10 protein-coding genes are annotated in these 23,689 nt (G+C 46.6%); all 10 read right to left on the bottom strand.

The genetic code is table 11. The annotated features are described in order from the left end of the window. Positions 1-108: 108 nt before the first annotated feature. The 10 genes from CJA_RS18465 to CJA_RS00165 all read right to left on the bottom strand — a co-directional run bounded on the left by CJA_RS18465 (position 109) and on the right by CJA_RS00165 (position 23,527). On the bottom strand, positions 109-2,757 hold the full coding sequence (locus CJA_RS18465) for a pectate lyase family protein (protein WP_012485728.1): 2,649 nt from the start codon (positions 2,755-2,757) through the stop codon (positions 109-111). A 94-nt stretch (positions 2,758-2,851) separates the two neighbouring features. Then, entirely contained in the window at positions 2,852-6,781 is a 3,930-nt protein-coding gene (locus CJA_RS18460) for a fibronectin type III domain-containing protein (RefSeq protein WP_012485727.1), read from the bottom strand. 164 nt (positions 6,782-6,945) lie between these two features. After that, positions 6,946-9,834 (bottom strand): pectate lyase family protein, encoded by a 2,889-nt coding sequence (locus CJA_RS18455; RefSeq protein WP_012485726.1) that lies wholly within the window; start codon positions 9,832-9,834, stop codon positions 6,946-6,948. Positions 9,835-10,219: 385 nt separating this feature from the next. Continuing rightward, entirely contained in the window at positions 10,220-13,663 is a 3,444-nt protein-coding gene (locus tag CJA_RS00195; RefSeq protein ID WP_012485725.1) for a pectinesterase family protein, read from the bottom strand. Positions 13,664-13,759: 96 nt separating this feature from the next. Continuing rightward, a complete protein-coding gene (locus CJA_RS00190; RefSeq protein WP_012485724.1) occupies positions 13,760-16,552 on the bottom strand; it encodes a fibronectin type III domain-containing protein in 2,793 nt (930 codons plus the stop codon). 50 nt (positions 16,553-16,602) lie between these two features. Then, positions 16,603-19,539, bottom strand: a complete 2,937-nt coding sequence (locus tag CJA_RS00185; protein ID WP_012485723.1) for a TonB-dependent receptor — start codon at positions 19,537-19,539, stop codon at positions 16,603-16,605. Positions 19,540-20,157: 618 nt separating this feature from the next. Continuing rightward, on the bottom strand, positions 20,158-21,453 hold the full coding sequence (locus CJA_RS00180; protein ID WP_012485722.1) for an ATP-binding protein: 1,296 nt from the start codon (positions 21,451-21,453) through the stop codon (positions 20,158-20,160). A gap of 9 nt (positions 21,454-21,462) precedes the next feature. Next, positions 21,463-22,161: a response regulator gene (locus CJA_RS00175; protein WP_012485721.1), complete on the bottom strand. Its 699-nt coding sequence runs from the start codon at positions 22,159-22,161 to the stop codon at positions 21,463-21,465. Between the two features lie 24 nt (positions 22,162-22,185). Next, positions 22,186-22,506 (bottom strand): DUF3019 domain-containing protein, encoded by a 321-nt coding sequence (locus CJA_RS00170; RefSeq protein WP_012485720.1) that lies wholly within the window; start codon positions 22,504-22,506, stop codon positions 22,186-22,188. A gap of 91 nt (positions 22,507-22,597) precedes the next feature. Continuing rightward, entirely contained in the window at positions 22,598-23,527 is a 930-nt protein-coding gene (locus tag CJA_RS00165; RefSeq protein ID WP_041550777.1) for a MipA/OmpV family protein, read from the bottom strand. Between the last annotated feature and the right edge of the window lie 162 nt (positions 23,528-23,689).

Here is a 23,689-nt window from a genome sequence, read left to right as displayed (position 1 = left end):
TACGCTTAAAAAGCCACTTGCCAAAGCCAGTATGTATATTTTTGTGGATTGTTACGTAAAAACAGGCAACAGGGCAAATCCTTTTGCACCATTGCACGCTATCTCATTTTATTGGCAGGTTGTTGGCGCCAAAGCTTCCATATAGGTCCGGTCTGGAGATAAGGGGGTGTTAAAAGGTACATCACCATTTTTACCCGCCGTCAGGATTACATAATCAATCAAATCCTGACCTGCCTCAAAACGCCAGCCATCAATCACACTCAGTGATGCTGCATTATAGTCCTGTGACAAATCATCCACTGAGCCATTGGTTGCAGTTAAATGGGTTTTCGTAGTGTCATCCAGAATGCAAGTGCCACTGCCGAACCACAGGAAGTTCCGATCATTGCGGAAAAATCCGCCACTGATATCCTTGAACAAGTTACCTTGTATCTCCGCCAGTGAAGCAGCAATAGAGCTTTTCTCCTTCAGGCTGACATTAACAATAAATACATTGCCCTCCAGGAAAGCACGGGCACCAACACGCAGGCTCAGTACCTCTTTGCGATAATTGACAAATACGTTGTTAAACATATGCGTGGTACCACGACGCAATAATGGCACCCTGCGCAAGGTATTACCCAACAACTTATAACTATCATCGGTGGTGACAAACGCGTTGTGATGCATAGTCGTCGTGATAAATTGATTAATCTCTCGACTATCGCTGGAACCATGCAATACAGCACGCTTCACATTCACCAGCCGGTTAAATGATATGGTGATATTGTGCGCACCAATCTTGACATCAAATGCTGAGTCACCCGTGGTATCAAAGGTATTCTTATGGATCCAGATATCACTGGAGAACCCCGTAGAGCGAATCATATCAGGATCAACATAGTGATCTTCCACATGACCAGCACCGCGGAAATCCAGATGCGTAAAAATGATGCTATTGGATGTCTGGGTAGGCACACCATCGGAATCTTTACCAATCGCAAAACCACTGAACATAAAATAAGCCTTGCTCATACGACCATCCAGGGTTTTATTAGAGCCTACAGCGGGAATACGAATGGGGATATTTTTATTGTTCATTGCTTTATTAAAAAACTCCGTGCGACAGTTAGCTTCTCCGCTAAAACCTTTGCGTGTGCACCACTGCCAGTAATCATTACACTCCGTTTCACTCGCATCCAGCATGCCTAGTACTGTACTGTTGTTACAATAACTGCGGTACATACCAATTTCATGTTCATTGGCAAATTCCACTTTGTCAAACACAATCCAGTTGTGAACGTTATCCGTCAGTGCATCAAGTAACTGTTGTTCAACAGTAACAGAACTGTTCTTGGTAATAATCGTCAGTTTACTATTGCCATTGGGATCATAACCCCCCATGGCATTTTCGCCATAACCGACCGGGCGACCTAGCGACTGATACAAACACTCCACAATCTCCTGATCAGTTTGCAAGGCAGTATCGCGCCAGTTCACAGTTGGGTTAGTCGTCAAATCAATACAATCCTGGCTCAGGGTAATGTCTACCGGGATATAAGGTGCACTGGAAGAGGAATTAGCCTGATTGGAACTTGTACTAGACGACTGGCCTCCCTGATTACTGGACCCGGTCGACGATAACTGACTGCTACTTTGATTACTGGACGCACTGCTGGCGACACTGGATGATGAATTTTCCTGGCTGTTAGCCAGCAAACTGATGTTACTCACACCAAAGTTATTACTGGCATCAGTACCCTGGGCAGCATAAATACCAATGCGCAGGTTATTCGATAGTGCACTAAAACTGGAAGTGCGTACCAAATCGTAACTGGTACCACCATCATTCGAATAAGCCAACTCTACTTGATTACCGGTACGGGTTATACGCAGATACAATTGATTGGAAGGCGTAACATTGTTACCCATGCTGGTTTTAACCAGCGTACCACCAACACTCAGACGTTCGGTATGGATAATCCCGGTATCACGCACACCTATTTTTGCTGATACCGGTACAGACGATGAACCATTTTCACAGTTATCACACAGCAAAATACCGACGGAACCCTGATCCGAACCACTGCGAGTACCACTTCCCCAACTACTGATGTTGGCAGTAAAAACAAAATCACCGTTCACTGTTTGGTTAATATAAAAGAAAGCTTCTTTACTGCTTTCAAATTTACCACCTGTGATACTAAAACTGGTGACATCCGCACTGTTGGTTGTAACTGAACCACTAATCGCTGTCGAACTACCACCCACTTTGAAGGCATTGGCAGAGGGCAGCCAATTAATATTTACCAAGCCTTCTACACTTGAATTAGCTTCACTGCTGAATGCAGAAGACTCCTCAGCCGAACTTGAAGATTCAGATGCATCACTACTGGTGCTACTTGCACTCGCAGATTCCTCACTGCTACTGGAAGAATGTTCATCTTCACTAGAAGTACTACTTTGCTCCTGACCACCAGAGGAACTGTCTGCAACACTGGACACTGAACTCTCCTCTGCACTACTTGCAGCACCCTCTTCCGAACTGGATTGTTCAGCAGCACTTGATTCGGCCTGCTCCGAGCTTGCAATAATGCTAGATTCAACCGCACTGCTGACTGAGCTTTGGACACTGGAGCTTGAAACGACACTTTGGGTAATACTGGAAAAGGAGGATGCCTGACTGGATGGCGTGTTATCGCCACCGGAACCAGAGCCCCCGCCACAGGCACTCAAGATGGCGGCCATCAGGCTGATACTAATAAGGGATCTATGCATTACTTCTCTCTCACGTTGTGTTGGTTTTTTATAGTTTTTTAATAAAAATGCCCCGACCTGAGTCGGGGCATTTTTATTAATATTTATTTATTAATTACTCAATATATTCAACTCTAAAATTGTCAATAACTACAACTTTAGCACCGCCCTCCGATCGAATACTTATATGAGATGATGTTGTTCCCACTGGAACCCCTCCAGTTTTAGTTGGGTTATTAATCTCAACCGTTCCAGCTACTATACTTGCAGCCGCCACATCATAAATCCTACTGCCGGCACCATGAATAGATGTCCCACTACTGCTTGTATTGTTATCAATCTGTATTTGTATTTTTCCTGAGCCTGTACCATTTTCAATTACATCAAATACAATCTTATATGGTTTTGATAAATCAAAAATACCTGCTGGTATATCTCCACTCGTAGTATTTGTAGAGTTTTCTGCACCAATTGTAATTATTGTATTGCCAACTATGCGTAATTGATCATTTGAAAATTGTGCATTAGAGCCATTTGATATAGCCCTATACATAGGTAATGAAGAGTTTTCTGGCAAAGCTTTATAATCGACAGTGAAAAATGTCGCCGATGTTGCACCGTTAAAGTCTTCTAGCAATAGAACACTGTTCGATGGTTCCTCTTCCCCACCACCAGATGAAATAACGGGTGTACCACTCGCACTCACACTGTAATCACTGAAGCCACCAGTATTAACTGCACGCACAAACACATAATAAGTTGTGTCATTAGTTAAACCGGTAATCGTTGTACTGGTACCTGTAACCGGGTTATTAGCATATTCGGTTGCACCATCAATGGTGTCAATTGTGTTATACACCAGCTCGTAACCGGTAGCGCCGGCAATGGCGCTCCAGGTTACAGACAGTTCGGCATCACCAGCAGTCACTTGTGGTGCAGCAGGTGCTACCGGTGCAGGTGGAATACAGGTTTCCGCTGCAGGCTCAGTGCTGGTATCAGACTGATAACCAATCCAAAGATCATCAATGGTGACTGAGCCGCCGCCATCTACACGCAGCGTTACAAACGATGTTGGTGTACCTAGCGAAGAATTAATAGTGACTCGTTGGCCCACTGTTAACCCAGATATAGACTGGCTGTAAATGCGAGACGTACTACCAGAGTGGATAGAGTTACCACCACCAGTAGTATTGTTATCGATCTGTACCTGCAAATTACCGGCGCTATTACGATCCAGTACACAGAATGAAATCCTGTAGGGTTCGCTCAAGTCTAACTCACCTGTTGTTGCGCTATCGCTTGATGTTGTTTCAACAGCAGGCGTGGTATTACCCAATGACAACCTTACCGGTGATAACACCAGTGCCTGGTTCACATCACCTGCCAAGGCAAAAGCACCACTTAGCCTGTGGTAGAAAGAGATCTGGTTGTCAGTTGCCAATAATTTGTAGTTCGTTGTAAAGCTGGTTGCATCTACCACATTATCAAAGTCTTCATATATCGGTAGCAGGGTATTTACGATACCCGCCGAAGAACTACTGCTAGATGCTTCAGAACTTGAAGATTCTTCACTACTGCTTGCAGATGACTCTGCGCTGCTTGCAACAGAAGATTCTGCACTTGACGATGCTTCGCTGCTGACCACTGAAGACTCAGCGCTTGAAGATTCCTCGCTGCTTGCGACAGAGGATTCCACACTTGAAGACACTTCGCTGCTGACTGCTGAAGATTCAGCGCTTGAGGATTCCTCGCTGCTTGCGACAGAGGATTCTGCACTTGAAGATACTTCGCTGCTGACCGCTGAAGACTCAGCGCTTGAAGATTCCTCGCTGCTTGCGACAGAAGATTCCACACTTGAAGAGGCTTCACTGCTGACTGCTGAAGATTCAGTACTTGAGGATCCCTCGCTGCTTGCGACAGAGGATTCTGCACTTGAAGACGTTTCGCTGCCGGCAGAGGAAGAGGAGCCTATGATAACGACACTGCTGCTTGATGAAGATTCAACTGAACTGCTCGATGATTCCACAGAAGAGGCGATACTAGAGCTTGAGGCAACTTCACTGCTACTGGATGATTGAGCAGAGCTATCGGAAGAGCTACTGGATGCAGTGCTGCCAGTTTCCAATGAAATATTGTCAAAAACCAGCGTTAACTCATCAGCGCCTGATGCAGCATAAAAACCAATGTGCCAATCACTACCAATCGGATTACTGTTTGCATCAGTCAGGCTACTGGTATTTACAGCCGTGTAAGCCTCGCCATCAACAGACGTAGATAAATGGATAGAATTACCTGTACGGGCAATGCGTAAATAGTTACCCACTGTCCAGGTACCATTGGTGCGACTTTGGGTTGTACTACCACCCACATCCAGTTTGTAGGCGCGTGATCCGGTAAAGGTTGGCGCTGCTGTTGCTGTGTAAATGCCTATTTCTGCAAATCGGCCCAAGTCCGGATAACTGGCCACAGCATTAAGATTTTCCACCGCCAACAAGCCATAACGGAACTGGTTGTTTGCCAACACAGTGAATGCACCTTCATTAGCTACAGTCACAGACGCCAAGCGAGCACTAAATACAAAATCGCCGCTCACCGGCTGATGAGCAAAGAAGAATTTACGATTGCTTGTATTAATGCTGCCACCTTTAGCAGTCATAGTTACCGCATTATCTGTATTTAGATTAATAACTCCTTGCGGAATAGAGGTAGAGGTACCAAATAAATCATAAGCATTGCCTTGCCACACATCATCTTCCGAGCTGCTGGAAGACTCTGCGCTGGACGATGCCTCACTGCTTGCCACTGATGATTCAACAGAGCTTGAAGAATCCTCGCTACTGATAGCAGAAGACTCCACACTGGATGATACTTCACTGCTTGCTACAGATGATTCAGCAGAACTTGAGGATTCCTCACTACTGGTAGCAGAAGATTCCTCACTTGAAGATGCTTCACTGTTCGCTACGGATGACTCAACAGAACTTGTAGAAGTTTCACTACTGGTAACCGAAGACTCTGAACTAACCGCAATTTCACTGCTCGCTTCTGATGAAGCCTCAGAGCTGGATGTTTCCTGGCTACTGGAAGAGCTTTGCTCACCGCCGGTAACACTGGAGTTGGAAGATTGAACCTGGCTACTTTCTGCTGATGAACTGGATTCAACCACACTACTGGAAGAGGATGCGCTGCTGGCAATTGCTGAACTGCTGCTTGATGACCCTGGGCCATAGATAAAATCCAATGTTGCCTGCAAATGTGCCAATGCCTGCTCAGTGCTAACCAATGATTGATTAGGACCACCTGACTCTTGCAACCAAGATTGTACCGCGGGCAGTTGTTCGAATATTTCCGGTGCCAGGGTAAAATCCAGTATACGCGCTGCACTAATTGCGGCCTCACTTAAACTAATGCCGTTTTCAGCATCACCATCACTATCGAGGCTCTGCAACAGGCGGGCGATATTAATCACAACCGGATTATTGGGATTATCGGTATTGGCTAAATCAAGTGGAGTGATAATGTCTGCCACAGGCACGGCGGGAAATTCCAATTCACCGATAAAGAAGACAATCGTCTCACCTTCGCGATAATTGAACTCACCCAACTCATTAGTGGAACCATCAAGGCTTTGTGTGCGATAACCCAGGTTGCTGACTGCCGCATCCAGGAAGACACCCGTCTGGATCGGACCAAGACTGGAACTAGCAGCAGAGCTACTGGATTCGCTGCTGGAGGCATCGCTGGATGTTTCGCTGGAACTGGATTCGGCGCTGCTCTCTACACTGCTTTCAGAGCTGCTACTTTCAGAACTGGACGAAATCTCACTTTGAAAAGAACTGCTTGCCTCAACCGGTGTGCTGCTGGACGTACTACTAACAGTCGCACTGGATGAGATACTGGAGACTGGCGTACTGCTAACCGGGGTAGAACTGATGGCAGACGAGCTTACTTTCGGCGGATAGAGAGGATCCAGAGATGACCCTGATCCGCCACAGCCTACCATCAATACACTTAGCATAAGTGCAAAGATAATTGAAATTTTCATGTTGGTTTTCCTGATAAATCGATTTAATTGTTATTGTTACATCTGAAAACTGACTGCTACCGAATGGCTTGCCGATTTATCATCTTCTGGTTTAACACCAGCTTTATTTTTATATAAACCAAAATGCCCGGAATTGTTCCGGGCATTTTTTAACTGATTTACTACTAATCAATATATTCCAACTTCAAGTCATCAATCACAATTGTTGCTGAGCTTTCAGCACGAATTGCAATAAATGATGTAGATGTTCCTATTGATGACGGCGTGATTTCCACTACCTGTCCAGCAGTTAGCGTATTAGCGACGACTTCATAAACTTTGGAATCATTACTGTGCAGGGAATTGCCCTGGCTAGTAGTATTGTTATCCACATACACCTGTACTTTACCTGCACCTGACGCTGAAACAACGGTAAAGCTAATGCGATATGGACTGGTTAAATCAAAATCACCGTTGGCGCTCAGGTCACTGGCTGTAGTAGCAGTACGTGGTGGACGATGACCAATGGTGAAACGACCACCTACTATCGACAGCTGGTCGTTGACTACCGTAATACCCGAATTGCCCCCTGTTACAAAATAGAGGGCTGCACTGGAGTCAGTAGAGATAGCTTTATAAGTCGCACTGAACAGTGTGGCTTTATCTACACCAAACTCTTCATTCACCAACACACCTGTTCCCGCTGACGGTGAACTGGATGATGTACCAGAGCTGGATGTTTGGCTGCTAACGGACGATGAAGACGAACTGGAGCTTGAGCTACCGACTTCCGTTGAAATAATTCCCACACCTGCATTGGTCATTACGATGGCCGGCACATTCACTGCAGGATCCATGTCTACGGTATAGGGAACCGTTACTTCACACGTAGACTGCATCTGGCCATCAATAATTTCCGGAATAACCAGGGCACCATTAGTAACACTGCGCGAATAGATGTGATTAACCAGCGTGTTGTCGTTATTGGTCTGCCAGCAGCCAGCCACTTTGGAATCATTACTGGCCAACAGGGGGTTATTCACATTGTAGAAATAATTACTTTCTACCAGTGCCTTGGCATTCATACGCGAATTGATGCCATGAATCATGGCACTACGATTTTCAGTAGACCAATAGTTGTTATAGATATGCACCAGTGAGTGACGAATCAACGGCGTGCGCTGTTCAATATTACGATACCAATTATGGTGGAACGTAATATTGTTGTTTTTGTTGTCACTATCGCTGGAACCGATCAGACCCGCGCGACTGGAGTCATTGAATATGTTGTAGGACACGGTTACGTTGGTTACACCCGCCTTCATATCCAACAAGGAATCATAACCATCTTTTTCACCACCGGATGCTTCAAGCCAGTTGTGGTCGATCCACACGCGATCCACGTTGGTTTCCATGCCGATAGCATCGCCGCCGTTAGACGTTGGCGAACCACTCTTCTTCACGTTACGGATGTGCACATTCTGGATGATAATGTTGGAGGCACTACGCACATGGATACCAATCTCATCAAACAAGGCATTGGTGCCCACACCGATAATGGAAATATTGCTGGTATTTTTGATTTCAATCACATCATTTTGGGTATCACAACCCTGGGAGGTGGTATTGGAATGGTTGATAGTTCCATCCACCATAATGATCACGGGTGCAGTCCTGTTGCCATTGCGCACGCCGCACAGGGCTGCGTTTAATTCCGTACCGGTTGTTACCGTGATAACCGGACCACCTGCACCACCGGTCACATTGGCATAGGCAGCAAACCCTTCTATTTTTGCCGGACGGATTTCTGCGGTTCCATGGTCAATGCTGCTGGCTGCGGAGGAGTTAGCACCGCCACTGGATGAGCTGCTGCCGCCAGATACAGGTGGATTTTCACAAGTTTCCAATTGATCGGAGCTGCCGTAACCATAAACACAGCCCAGACCGGCAGGCAGCAGGCCATCCAACGCCAAAGGACTGTAAGCCGCCTGGTTAGTCCAGATTACCCAATCGACAGTGGATTTATAGGCTGCACTGCCACTGACTTCACCAAAGCGAACAAAGTTATCACTCGCCGCGCTGGTAGCACGCATAGTGACGTTATCCAGCGATAAGCCAGGCATCAATACGCCATTACGATACACATTGACACTGCCGTTAGTAGAGCTGGTCAGGGTAATGGCAATCTGGTAGATGGCAAACTTGTCCATATCGTTGACGTTATAGCTGTTTACACTGCTGCCATTGTTGGCAGTCTCCAGTTGAACGCCTTTGTTACTGCCATCATTACGCAAGATGGCTTTGAGGCGGCTACCGATTTGAGCCTCATCGGCCATGGCCACTTCCAGCTCCAATACACGCAAGCTGTCCGCATTGCCTTTTACGCCGGCAACCAAGGTGAAGTACTTGGGATAAACACCTTCTGCATTCACCACGTTATAGAAGGTTGCACTGGTCGTATCAGTGCCGACACTACTGGTATCCAGAACTACGGTGCCATCGAATTGATCAACGAAGTAATCGCCATTACCACCCGCAGTAAATTCAGCTATTTCACCACCAGCCAGGGTAACGGAGCCATTAGTGGCTGGATGGTAGTCCGCGCTGTACACATTCCAGTTAAGTGCTTCAGCGGATGATGAGGCCTCTGAACTGGTTTCACTGGAAGAGGATTCACTGCTTTCAGCCGAAGATTGCTCACTACTGGAAACAGATGATTCGGCCACACTGGAGGATGCTTCACTGCTGCTTTCGGAAGAGGCACTGGACTCTGTACCCCCTTGGGAAGATTCGCTGGACTCAGCGACAGAACTTTCACTGGATTCTGCCACAGAGCTCTCGCTGGATGAGGACTCAACAGAAGAGACAACGTCACTGCTTTGTGAGCTGGATGATGGCTCAACAATCACACTGGAGGAGCTGGAAACCACTACAGATGATGGTTGACTTGAGGCAACAGATACAACACTGGAAGAAACGACACTGGAGGATTGGTTACCGGAGCCGGACGAGCCACCGCCACAGGCTACCAGGCTACAGACTAGCCCCGCAGTCAATAAGGGATAAATTTTCATTGGTTACATCTCTAGGGTTATTTTAATACTTCGATAACCGCAACCAATGCCGATAGTGTTGGCTTGTCCAGCCTTTATTCTTATGCATCAAGCCCTTGGGCTTGTTTGTTGTATCCCTTAATGCACGGAGTTTTTATTAGCGGGAATTGTTTATTTTTTTCAATGTTTAATCAAGTCACAAGTTGACCAGTAACCGTTTACGTGACTATATTTTTCCGGTGTGTTACTTATCAACACATATTTTGCTATCCATCGTACCCATAGTTCTGTTATTCAGAGCTTCTAACTAGTGAGTGCAGGTTTACAGCAAGCCTATCTTGGAATGATTTATTCTCGGACTTTATAAGAAAACGACCGGCATTTGCCGATCGTTTTCTTATATATATTATCGAGTTACCTGGATATTCCAAATACGAATACCACCACCACCATCACCGTTGCGGCTCATCAAAACATACAACTCGGTGACATTAGGATCACTAATCGTGGCAGTAATAGTTGAAGGAGTAGTATTACCGCAAGAAGATGCTACCTTCCATGCTTTACCTGTTTGATCAACTATGGCTATTTGGCCATTCAAACAACCATTCTGATTATTAACTACATCGTAATCTGCGCTCCCATTGGTATAGGTCACAGTAAAGGTCAACGCATCGCTACTAGATACCACAGGATAAGACACATAACGTGATACTCCACCTGCACCTGTCAATTGGGTTGGGTTTACTTGGCCACTACTACCCTCCACAAATTTGGTGGGTTCTGTACGCAATGAAGAACCATTATAGTTAATAGCATAAGCACTGCTATCCGCTGTCAGGTGCAAACGCAAGCTACCCGCACCAGAGGAATAAAAATTGAAATTACCAATAGCAAAAGCGGATGCATTAGCATTGAAATTGGCATTACTGCCCGCTGCAGGCTGGGCCGCAACTACAGCAGCAAAATCTTCGTAAGTCGGTGACCAATTAATACTAAGACCGGTACTGCTTGAACTGGACGACTCCGAGGTTCCACCACCGGATTCACTGCTGACAGATGAGCTGCTTTCGCTGGAGGCTTCGGATGAAGCCTCTGAGTTGGAGCTACTGGATGATGCAATGCTGGACTCACTTGAGGCCTCAGAGCTGGCGGCTGATGAACTGCTGGAAGCGCCACCCGTACCATCCACATCTATACAGTCACTCGTGTCTTCCGGCATTGGGTCCCAACCGGCGCCGCTGTTATAGGCAGAGAACACCTGTGCACGGCTGCAATAGCCAGCCACTTCACCTGCATTCAATTGATATACAAACTCACGGCCACTCATATCCAACGGATTGCCATTCAAATCCATGGTGTTGTATTCACGCCAGCCTGTTGTCACCGTACCTGTTGCAGGATTGGCGATGGGTTGGGAATTTACACCGCCACCAGCCCAACCCTTGGCATTAACGTGTGATCCCATTCTGGTATTGACAAATACAATATTATCGTAGGTTGTTGTGCCGCCGGGACTGCGCGCCAGATAGTGGCTGCCATCTACCGGTGTTTCACCGGTTGGACCTGCGCCGGCAGTCACACTGGAGTTGAGGAACACAAAACCTTTGTCGGTTGCTGACTCAACACGTGCTTGCAGCACATAACCGCCATTTGTATTTCCCGTGGAGCGGCCCAGTGAACGGATTTCACTTTTCTCAAACAATGACGCCTTACTGTAACCCCAGATGAAATCAACGTTACCCGCTACCAGGGTGTTGTAGAACCAGGTCCAACCTTTCAATAACAAGGTATCTTGTTCGCTGATAAAGTTGGCATTTTTGGCAATCAGACGACCGGTAGTGCTGTTGAAATAGATAGTTTCTGCCTGGCCACCAGCACCAATCAAGGTTGTATTTTTCAGGGTAAGGTTTTCCAGGCTGAGCATATCCGCAGATTCCACCAGGAACAGTGCGCGCCCGGTAGAGCCGGAATTCAGCAGCTCATTATTGGGGTACTGGATAATTGTTCCCTCACGACTTTCACCGCGAATGGTCACATTGTTTTTATTGCGCAGGTACAGTGGCTCTTCATAAATACCATCCTTCACCTCAATAGTGACTGCATCGGCCAGAGCAACATGTTCCATAGCGTAGTTCAGTGCACCTTGTACTGAGCGGAAATCGGCTGTTGAACCTGCATCATCAACGATAATCGTCGTTAAGCCTGCAGCCGGTTTTGCTGCACGGGTTGTGAAACTCCAGTTAGCATTTTTACCAATACCGGTAAAGGACTGTCCCGCCAGGGTAGCACCACTAAACACCGCTTCACTGACAGCAACATAATAGGTTGTATTAGGCTCCAGTTTGTTCGCATGCAGTGAAATACTGGCCGTATTGCCACTAATACGAACAGGGCGAGTATTCAGGCTACGCAGGGTTCCAAAACCAATCGCATCTTTTTCATCAACCAGAGCAATCTTGTCAACCTGGGTATCATCACTGGCTTTGAAAATGCGAATGCTGCCACTGCTACCGAGCGCAGGCACAGAATCAAAGGTCAATTTAAGTGTAAGATCTTCGTAAGCATCGGTTTCCCCCGCAGCTGGCACCAATTGATTGGTAAAACTGTAGGTTGCCGTTGGCATAACAAACTGTGGCGCAATAGTGGCCGTAATGCTGCGCACTAAACCCGAACTACTGGTAAATACGATGGTAGCACTACCCTCTCCTACCGGGGTCAGGCTCACCTCAGTTCCATTAGTTACTACACTCACAACCGCAGGATCAGAAGATTCAACCGTGAAATCGTCAGCAGTCCCCGCATCCGTTTTGGCGTTAACGGTAATCACTCGCGCTGCATCACCTGCTTCAGCTGCATAGGTAATAGCACTGGGCGAGAGCAAAAGGGAGGCAGGCTTGTCAGTAGCGTTGCCAACTTTAATATCATCAATATCGAATGATTTATTAGCCGTCCAAAAACCAATAAGCCCAGGTTGCGTAAAGTTGGCATCTGTCGTGCTGCCGATAGTTTCGCCATCCAGATAAACTGTCAACTTGTCTCCCAGCACTTCAAAGCGCAAGGTATACCAAACGCCATCAAATTCGTCCGCTGTACCTTGTTCAATAGGCTTTTTAACTTGCACTGGTCGACTGAGCGTACCACTCACCATGCGCGCAATTTCTACCTGGGTACTGGTAGTCGCGTTTTGCACATTAAGTGCACCCGCATACCAATTGTTACCGTCCACATAACGTGCCAATAAATAAATTTGCTTGTTACTGGTCGTACTATTAGCACGCGGACGGATCTTTGCTTCTACATAATAATCTGCTGAAGTAACACTGCTAAACGCATCAGGCTTTATCAAGGCAATAACACCACCTGTACTCGCAGCCGTATAACGCCAAATGTAATTACCGTTGTCATCTTCAACACTGAATTCACCGTTGGGCGCCAAACTATTAATCGTGCTTGGCAAGGCATCCCAGTTATCGCTGTTATTTGCTGCGAAATCATCACAGAAATATAGGCCGGTAGTTGCTGCACACCCGCTCAACGCCGCAGCGGAGCTGGATGAACTTGATTCGCTGGAAGATGACTCTTCGCTGCTACTGTCGCTAGAGACTGAAGATTCGCTGACCTCACTGGAGGAGACTTCGCTACTTGATTCACTGGAGGAACTAACTTCACTAACCGAAGATGAAGATTGCTCAACACTTGATGAAGTACTGGATACCGAACTAGACACTACCGAGCTGTTTACACTGGAGCTGCTGCTAGATGTTTTGGATGAGCCACTGCTTGAGCCACCACATCCAGCTAATATCAAAGCGGCAATCACCCCTGTTACTGCTATTTGTAACTTCATGGCTTTTACTCTCTGTTATTATTAATCGGATTATTGTTTTTAATGAAAAATAAGCCGGGATTAATCCCGGCCTATTTTCATCGGTTTAAAACATCTTTATTGATATTCGATAACCAAGTTATCGATCACCAGATTGGTAATATTACTATCCGCACGAATCTGGAAGAACGAGTTCGGTGTACCAACACTCGATTCAATCACAACATCGTAAGGAAAGCTCGTTATTGACGAAGGCGACACCTGCAACAAACGCGACACTGTTGTGCTTTCGGTAGTGGTATGTATTGAATTACCTGCACTTGTGGTGTTGTTATCCACATATACTTGGAAATTACCAGTTCCGGTAGCTGCCAAAATAGTGAATTTGATACGGTATGGTTGAGACAAGTCGAATGCACCATTCGGTTGGGCACTGCCCGTTGTCGCTACACCTTCACTCAAATCACCGATAGAGAAACGCGCGTTATTCAAGCTTAGTTGGCCATCACTTAATGTGATTCTACTTTCACCAGCCAATGCTCTATAGAGTGCTTTACCTGCATCTGCAGGCATAGCCTTATAGTCGGCACTAAAGAAAGTCGCTGTATCCGCCGCAGTAAATGCTTCTGTTAATAAAGCCGAAGCAGCAACACTTGACGAACTGGACGACTCAGAAGATGTACCACCATTTAGTTCGCTACTGGATGAGCTACTCTCGCTAGAGGCTTCTGATGAAGCCTCTGAGCTGGATGAGGACGAGCTGGTTTCGCTTGAAGAAGCGACACTGGATTCACTTGAGGCGACCGAAGAACTGCTAGAGCTGGACTCTACCGAGCTGCTGGCTTCGCTGCTAGAACTTGCCGCAGGTGGATCAATTTCCTCTATACGGATACCGCTGATCAGAATACCTTCCGCACCTAAGGCACTATCTACACGTAATTGAATAAATGACGTAGATGTACCACGACGGTTAGCGCTCATTTCATAAACAATTTCTTCACCGTCAGCGATAGTACTGGCTGTTCTGTTAATTAAACGTGATGCAGCTGTTGTCTGATGAATTGAGCTACCGCCACTCGTTGTGTTGTTATCCAGGTAAACCTGGAATAAACCAGCATTATCAGGCGCGCTAACAACATTGATTACAATTTTGTAATATCCACTCAGATCCAGCACACCATTTACACTAGTATCACTCGCTGTAGTATTAGTTTGAGTCAAAACACCTTCATCATTAGGTACTACCACTTGGCCAATAGTGAAACGACCACCATTAGCTAGACGTATACCACCCTCTTCCAAGGTAATACCGGCATTACCACCTGCAACGAAGTGCATCGGTACTTCACTATCCACACCTAAAGTTTGTAATGCTGGGCCATTAGTACCAAAGAAAAAATCCTTACTAACAGCAAGATTGGCTTGATAGATGTAAGGTGATGCAGAAGGCGTTACTACCTGTGCACTGGTGTATTCACTATCACCTACAGCGTTACCCGCTTTAACAAACACATAGTAAGGCGTGTTGTTAACCAAACCCGTCAAAAGCTTATAAGTATCGGTAATACCTGTGGTCACCTCAGCAGTGCCGGTATCGTTCATAGTGTTGAGTGCAAGGCTATAGCTTTCTGTACCTTCAGTAGCTTCCCAAAATACCACTGCACGCTGATTATCACCGTACACGGTCAAACCGGTTGGGGTTTCCGGTGCTACAGCTGGTACTTCGGGAATGCCAGTAAATGGCGCTGACCAATCAGATGCTCCAGTCGCATTAGCAGCACGTACCCATACGTAATAGGTAGTTCCATTTTCTAAACCCGTGATGGTGTATGGCGTTTGCGATAATCCAGTAACTGTAGTTGCTTCTTCCAAGTTTTCAGTTAAACCATAAGCTAGATCATAGCTAGTCGCACGTGCGGAATCACTCCAGGTCACACGTAATTGGCCAGCACCGGGTTGAAGAGTAACTTCTGCAGGAGCAACAGGAGGTAATGGCTTCAAATAAGTTGATACACGCTCACCCGCTGCACATGTTGCATTTGTAGGCTCTGTAGATGTATCTGACTGATAGCCAATCCACAATTGACTCATCGTAAGAATGCCTGCACTAGGCACACGGAATTGTAAAAATGATTTTTCCAATCCAATGCGTGAAGTTGAGCTAATCAGCACACCGTTGCTTCGTGCTTCTCCTGGAATATTAATTTCAACACGCTTTCCCACAGCAAAACTACTGACTCGCGCCTGAAAAACACTTGATCGATCACCATGAATGGATGTAGATGGAGCTATTGTTGACTGATTATTATCCAGCATCACATAAAAAGACTGATTTCCAGTACTTCCTGCCAGCTCTTCACGCTCTACGACACAAAACGAAATTTTCCAATTATTTCGTAAATCCAAATCACCCCAACTATCGGTCATTGGGAAGGTTGCATCTGCTGCTGCTGTTGTACCTACTTTATAATCACTGTAGGTATTAGTAGGGTTTAAATGTGTCCCTGTCGTATTTAATGTTTGGCCAATGGTAAAACGTGCATTCCCAATTGTCAGCTTTCCATTCTCAACAGCAATGCGGCCCTCACTCAAGCCGGATGTGGCATAAAACAATGCATTATTGGGATCTTCCGGATTAATTGTTACCAATGACTTATATGATTCTGAAAAAAATGAAGATGCATTATCTACATTGAAACTTTCTATAATGGGCAATAAATTATTTGAAGGCGTTACTTCGACATACTCACTAGATGCAGACGATGAGCTTTCCGGGATAACAATTTCATTACATTTTTCCTGATTCAGCTCTTGGCATATATCCGGTTTTTTAGGGCCACCGTCACCGCCACCACAAGCAACTAAGCCTGCCCCTAAAAAAGCTATTGTGAACAAATTAATATTTTTCATGTTTTTTTACCTTGAATGCTTTTTAAATTTCGATGTGATCATTTTTATGATTACAAAAATTTGTAATTCAAGCCTATTTGGAACGAACGACCATATACTTCTGATTTATACATTACGTTACCACCAGAATATTGGTTACCTTCGTAATATTGAGTCATATACTCATCGGTAATGTTCATTGCATCGAAATAAATTTTAATATTTTTATTAACTTGCCATGTCGCTTTAAAGTCCAGGCTAAAAGTATCATCCTGATAAACGTCAGCCCACTTATTACATGGTGAGCGGTCATCACCGGCTTGTACAATTAAATAACCCTCTGATCCTGCTGGACAGGAACCAATTCTTTTCAAGATATCACTAACGTAATTACCAATTAAGCGAACTGATACAACATCATTTTCCCAACCAACCGTTGTATTAAAGGTTGTATCTGCTTGTTCTGGCAACTGGGTTTTTCCTGCTCGAATAGAATCACCTGCATAGGCAGCGCTAGACATAACAGTTAAGTTATTATGCAAAAATAATCCATTATCAAAATTGTGATTATAGGAAAACTCTGCGCCGTAAACCTTGGCACGATCCCCATTAGCTGTCCAACTAACATTATTTAATTCCAGATCTGAAGGAATAATAAACGCATCAACTTGGTCAACAGGCAAACGTACGGGCAACTCATCTAATGCTGCACGAGCACCACGAACTTCCACAATATAATCATCAATATCTTTGTAGAAAAACGCGGCCTGTAAAAATATGTTTTCGTCAATATACCAACTCACTGACGCATCATAGTTAACTGACGTCATAGCAACTAAATTAGGGTTACCTAAGCGTAAGGTATTATTTGGCCCCAAGGTAAATTCAGATAAGGGGATGCCTGTATTCGCATCAGGTGTAGTGCTACATACATTAGTAACAGGATTACAAAGCTCGAAGTTACTTTCTATATTTGCAAAAGCCCGAGCTTGATCATATGAAGGGCGAGTGAAACTTGTCCATATAGATGAACGAACTAAAACATCTTCGCGAGGCTCCCAACGATAATGCAAACTTGGCAACACATTGTCGTATTTATTTGCTTGGCTATCTAAAGGAATTGAATAATCTACTTTTACCGTTTCATCATTTCCTAAAGAGAAGTTATCGTTATTAATTGCTAAAAATCCTGTCGAAGAAAATTTCGTTTCATCCCAACGAGCACCAGCAATTAACCATTGATTATCCGCCAAACGAAATTCACCCATAAAATATGCCGCAAAAGAATCTTCAGACATATTATAGTCGCGGTAGATACTTTCCAAACCAGATTGATTACCTTCTGTAGCAATAGCACGAACAGTGTCAATTAACTGATTAGCACCATTCAATGTAATTGCAGGATACACAAAAGATGGGTGATCAACTTCTGCTGTTTCGACACGTGAAAGGTTTGTGTTTCTTGCTACATCTTGGCATATAGCAAAATCCTCCGTCTGAGGACAATGTTGAGATTCATCTCTTGGAACAATAGACCATCTGTCCTGATTACGGTCACGAGTACGTTCTTTATAATTAAAACCAGCTTTCCAATAACTGACAAAGCCTTCATCTATTTCAAATTTAAAATTCATCCCATAGGATTGCAACTCATCCGCACGACTGGAAGCTTCTAAAAATAAGTTATCAAAGCTAAATGCAGCTAAGTTAATGCCAGCACCTGAATAACCACCAATATCCGTCCAACCAGTGGTTGTAGTGCCTGCTAATTCGGCTAGCGCATCAGCAGAAATGGCCTGCCCCACAATAAATTCTTTTCCTGCACGACCAATAACAGGCACATCGCGTACACGAAATTGAACACGCTTTCCATCAGGTTTGTCATAGGTACTATCAGACCAGCTAATGTCGCCATCAATGATCAGTCGACCACTGTTAAATTCAAATTCATGTTTACCACCCACCGATGCAGATGATGTTTCAGATTCCCCATACTGGATAAACATCTGTTGCTGGATATCAGTATCAACCATACCAAAAGTATTGGTATCACGATCTAAATAAGCAATATCGCCTGGACCAGCTTGACCAAAACGATAATATTCACGCCACGCCAAATCATTATCTGTAAATTTGGTATAGCTACTACGCAAGTAATATTCACCGGAGTCCGTTGGTTTCCAGCCTAAATCAATGGATGCAGCAGTACGCTCACGCTCAGCTATTTCCTGGCGATTTTGAAATTCAAAGGGAATCAACATATAACTGTCCAGATCCGTAGGGTCTGGTGTTTCAACCCCAGTTATATTTTCTTGTACATACCGCATATCGGTTGTTTCATGGTGAAGCATTTCATAATTTGCTGTCTTTCTCTCTTCCCAAGAAAGTGAATACCCCAAACCAATCGTGTTATCCAAAAATAAATGCGTTCCCTGCATGGAAACTTTTGGTGAATGCTCTTCCATGTAATCCTGATAATAGTCCTGTACAGTTACACGAAATGAATCTTTCTTACGATCAAATGCTGATACTGTTTTTACGTTGACAGCACCACCGATGGAGTTCAAATCCATATCTGGAGTTAAAGATTTGAATACCTCAATAGCACCTAGCAAATCAGCAGGAATTGCATCAAGTGCAAAAGCACGATCATCTGAGCCGGCTGATGCTAATTCTGATCCGTTTTGTTGTACTGAAACAAAACCTGGACCAAGACCACGAACAGAAATGAATCTACCTTCGCCTTCCGATTTTTGCAGGGTAATCCCTGGAAGTCGCTGAAGCGACTCCGCAACGTTTTGGTCGGCAAAGTTACCGGCATCATCTTGAGAGATCACAGAACTAAAAATACTTTTGCCGCGCTCTGCCTCACGTGCATTAAGCTCAGCCTGACGCACACCAGTCACAGTAATTTCTTCGACGACTTCTCTAGTATCTGTCTCCTGCGCATACAAGTGGCCACTGGCCGCGAGAGCAATACAGAGTGGTAGCAAACGTTTTTTATGCATGGGATTCCCCTCGTTACATCATGAAAGCTTATTGTTGGTAAATGGGTTGTAAGCTCGCGCCAGTCGCAGCAGGTGACCGGGCGAAAAAATGACCAAAGACCGGCATACTGCCGGCAATGAGTTGCGGGGCAAAAACGAGAGAGAAACCAATAGCGAAAACGCTGTCGCACAATGCGCAGCGAAAGGAGAACGACGCCCGCAAAAGGCGTTATTGTTGATTGCTATTACCATTATCTCGTGGCCTTTTCGCACACTCTGAATCCAGAACGCTTAAGGGCCACCACCAAAATCAGTGGTGACTTTGGTATTAACCGAGATAGAAATTACATTGCCAATTTATCGTTATATTGCAAATTCTTTTGCAGGGAGAGCATGAGCTCAGACGCGCTCTTGGTCGCGTTTTTTAATCATAGTAGTGGTTTTTTCAGAAATTGCTTAATTAGCAGTTCTGTGCCGTCACGGTTGCATGGACAGGGTTGATAGCCGAGGGATACTACACTTATCGCATATCACTGACTAGTTCACTGGGTTAATGTGACCAAATTCTGAACATTTTTTCAACATTTGATGCAGGTTGAATCAACTGCCACAACTAAAGTGTTTCCATAAGAAACACTTTTATAAGGATGTGCTCTCTGGGCGAGGCCAATGTAACTCCAATCGGGCTCCGCCCAAATGCCCGGGTTCGGTGAAGATGGCATGTCCGCCGTGCCACTCAAGGACTCGCTGGATAATCGCCAGGCCCAGGCCAAAACCACTGGTGTTTTCTCCGGGCGCAACCTGGCCTTCGTAGAGGCGTACAAATGAACCGAAAACCCGTGCCCGCTCCTGTTCAGGAATCCCCGGCCCATCGTCTTCAATAGCGAGGCAATTGTGGGTAGTACCAGGCTGCCATTCAATCCGTATACGCGAGCGCGCATAGCGGCTTGCATTGCCTATGGCATTTTGCAGCGCGGTTTCAATGAGTTTCCATTCACATTGGCAGTATTGGTCCATACCGGTATAGATCAATTCCAGTGTGAGCTGGCGCTGGTTGTTGTGGGCAAAGCGCTGTTTCAATTCTTCGAGCAGGTCACTCATCTGCCCGGTGGATATTTGCAATTGCTGGCTGTAACGCTCAAACCCGGCGTACATCAATAATGTGCTGATCAGGGATTCCATCTCGGCTACATCGGTAGCAATGTTGCGGCATTGGCGCTGGCTTTTTTCATCAAGGGGTTGGGATTCCAGCATCGCCAGGGCGAATTTCATCCGCGCCAGAGGCGTGCGCAGCTCGTGGGAGACGGCATTGGTCATTTCACGGTGGGAGGCAAGCAGGTCGCGCAGTCGTCGCGCCATCTGGTTAAACGCCCTGGCCAGGGGATAGAGCGTAGATGCAGGGGCTATGCGCAGGTCTTCAGGTAGTCCATCCGGCCCCAGCATCCGGGTTTGCGCTTCCAGTTTTCGGGCATCGCGCGAGAGCGGCCACACCCACAGAAAAATCGCCAGCGCCAGGCCTGCATAAAAAACACATAACAGCACACGGTAAACCAGTTCCCCCTGTCCCGCCAATGGCGGCAGGCTGAGGAGGATAACCTGGTGGCCATCCGCACCCAGTTTGTAGTAATGGAACTGTTCACTGTCGCTTGCGCTGATAATCCCACCGGCTTGTAATTGCTCCAACGCCGCCGAATTAGCCAGTTCATCCAGGGGTATCAGCTGCAACTCCACCCCCTGCTGTGCCATGGCCGCCTGCACATGGGTGAGCGGCACGCCCCCTACCAGGCTTTGTTCCAGGCTGATAAAAAGCCCTTTTACCTCTGCACTGACACTGGCCTCGGGTACCAGGCCCTCCCAGAGTTGATTCAACGCCCAACCTAATCCAATGACCGATGCCACGATAAACAGGTAGAGGGAGACAAAAGCCCTATTCATTGCCCTGCCCTAATTCCAGGCATCAGCGATAAACAGGTACCCCTTGCCCCAGATGGTTTTGATCCTGGTTGGGTTATTGGGATCGTCCTGGAGCTTTTTGCGCAGTTGGGAAATACGCACATCGATGGTCCTGTCCAATCCATCGTATTCGCGGTTGTAAATCTGCTGGAACAGGAAGTCCCGGCTGAGAATATTGCCCGCCGAAGCCGCTAACGTGAGCAGCAAATCAAATTCATGGCTGGACAGGTGAACTTCCTCTGTCGCCAGGGTGACTTTGCGCAGGGATGGCTGGATGTGCAGTTGTCCAAAGTTGATATTGGCCAGGGTGTTTTCATCGCTCTGGTAATAACGTCGCAGCAATGCCCGGATACGCGCCAATAAAACCCGGGGCTCTGCTGGCTTGATGACGTAATCATCGGCGCCGTATTCAAGCCCCAGTACCTGATCCAGGTCCGAATCGCGCGCGGTCAGCATCAGGATGGGCCCCTTGTACTGGGGGCGAAGCTCCTTGCACAGGGTCAGGCCATCTTTGCCCGGCAACATCAGGTCAAGGATCACCAGGGACGGGTTGAGATTTTGTACCTGGCGCAGGACGCGGTTGCCGTTTTCTTCCACGTCGACGCGGAAATCGTTCGCGGTCAGGAAGTCACTGACCAGCTGCGCCAGGCGACGATCGTCTTCAACCAGGAGAATATTGCGATGCAGCATAAGGGAAAACCTGTCTGGAAAAGGTCAGAAGAAACTCCAGGGGTTGCGCCGGGGATGGCGGTACTTGCGCTCTTCATGGACCACACGAAAATCCTGCTGGCCCAAGGGCTCACCCGCACCCTGTTCACGCAACTGGAAACGGGTGGTAGCGCGGGCAGATAACTCGAAATTGAAACTGCCTTTGGTGGCCTGCTCCCAACAGCGTAGCGGTTGATCATCGTCTGCGCGATACAGACAGAGCGAACGGGCGCGATCTGCGCTCCACCGCACCTCCAGAGTGTCGCGGCAGACTTCTTCACCAGCGCTTAGCACGCACAGACGCGGCTTGATAGAAAACTCCAGCAAGGGAACATCCGCCCACGCTGGAGTGAGAAGAGGAGTGCTGGCGAGTATCCATAACGAGCTTATTCTGATGGCCTTGTGGCAAACGCATCCCTCAAAAATGGTATACCCCTCCGATAAAGGCCGTCACCACCTTATCCGAGCGTACCAATGGGCTAGCGGTAATCTCTTCAGGCAAGCGACGATAGCTAAGCAATGCACGCAAATCCCAGTGTTTGCTGAGCCGGTAATTCCAATCAAAACGCACTTGGGTAGACAGGGCATTACCTGCCTCGTAGGAGGCCCAATAGGCATCGCCCTGGGGAACACCATAGTAGTAGTTGGTGAGCGTTGCATCTTGCCAGACCGCACCAGCCGACAGGGCGAGGTCATGGTTGCCTGCCTGCCACGCACGGCTAAGGGCCAGGCGCCGCTCTTCCCCCTGGTGGATATCAGTGACATCCTTTAGCCAATGCAGGTGCAGGCCATAACCTCCCAGGCGAAAATGGTACTCCAGTCCAGCCAGGCCAGACATATGGCGCTTTGGCAATTTTCGCTGCAGACTTTCCGGCCCTTCAAAATCGCCGGAACCGCTCACACCGGGATCGATAAGCGGGTAAGGCTCTTTCGGGTCAGACGAATTCTTGCCGCCACCATTCAATGCTGTACCAAGTCCCGGGGATTCGAGGACAAAATTGACCGGGTCCCAACGTTCGAAAAACACCTGGTCATAGCTGGGCGTCAGCAGCAAATTCAGTTGCTGTGTATCGCTTTCCCACAGGGTATAGCCAAAATCCAGGTTATCGATAAAGAAGCGCTCGCCGGTATAACTCACCATCGGTAGTAACACCAGCGGAATATCATCGCCATCTTCCAAGGGATTGGTGCGCACCCCCAAACCAATTCCCAAGCCCAACTGCCAGCGCCCGACTTCTACACAGGCTTCCTCGTCCGGCACGCAGTCCGATGCCGCCATGGCAGGCTGCAACAATACCAGCGCCAGCAATGCCGGAAGGGAAGAGGAAAATCGCAACAGGCGGCTCATGGTGGTGATTTCAACAGGGATAAGAATAGGTAACCGATAAGGCAAACAGGATGACTCAACATACTTGTACCAGTAAATAGCCTATGGCGTTGTAATCTTTTGTAGTCGCCCGGCTCAGCCTACAAATAATTACAATGGCTTTCAAATCACTGACAGAAGGTT

This window comes from Cellvibrio japonicus Ueda107 (assembly GCF_000019225.1).
Taxonomy (GTDB): domain Bacteria; phylum Pseudomonadota; class Gammaproteobacteria; order Pseudomonadales; family Cellvibrionaceae; genus Cellvibrio; species Cellvibrio japonicus.
This window is presented reverse-complemented; position numbering and strand designations above follow the sequence as displayed.